Here is a 277-nt window from a genome sequence, read left to right on the forward strand (position 1 = left end):
ATCGTACACCTCGCAAGCATCGTTTTTAGATGATGATTTCTTGCCGACATTCGGTGCAAAACCCGAAAGCTGGAAGCCATCAGGAAAGCGAGTTAAGCGGGGATTGTATCGGACGAGAAACGGTTTTTTGGTTAATGCCGATGCCAATGGTAGCGGCAACATTTTGAGAAAAGTAGCGGCAACTTTAGGGCTGTGCCTTAAAGGAGTCAGTAGCGGCGCTTTGACTACGCCTGTAAGAGTCCATTATTGGACTGCTTCCGAATCCCCGTCTCTTTAG

The 277-nt window shown here is 48.0% G+C and carries 1 pseudogene; it reads left to right on the plus strand.

Annotated features, from left to right (window positions below):
* Window positions 1-277 (plus strand): annotated as a pseudogene (locus JUI58_RS00580) (RNA-guided endonuclease TnpB family protein); the annotation flags it as partial.

It is taken from the genome of Spirulina sp. CCY15215 (assembly GCF_016888125.1).
Classification (GTDB): Bacteria; Cyanobacteriota; Cyanobacteriia; order Cyanobacteriales; family Spirulinaceae; genus CCY15215.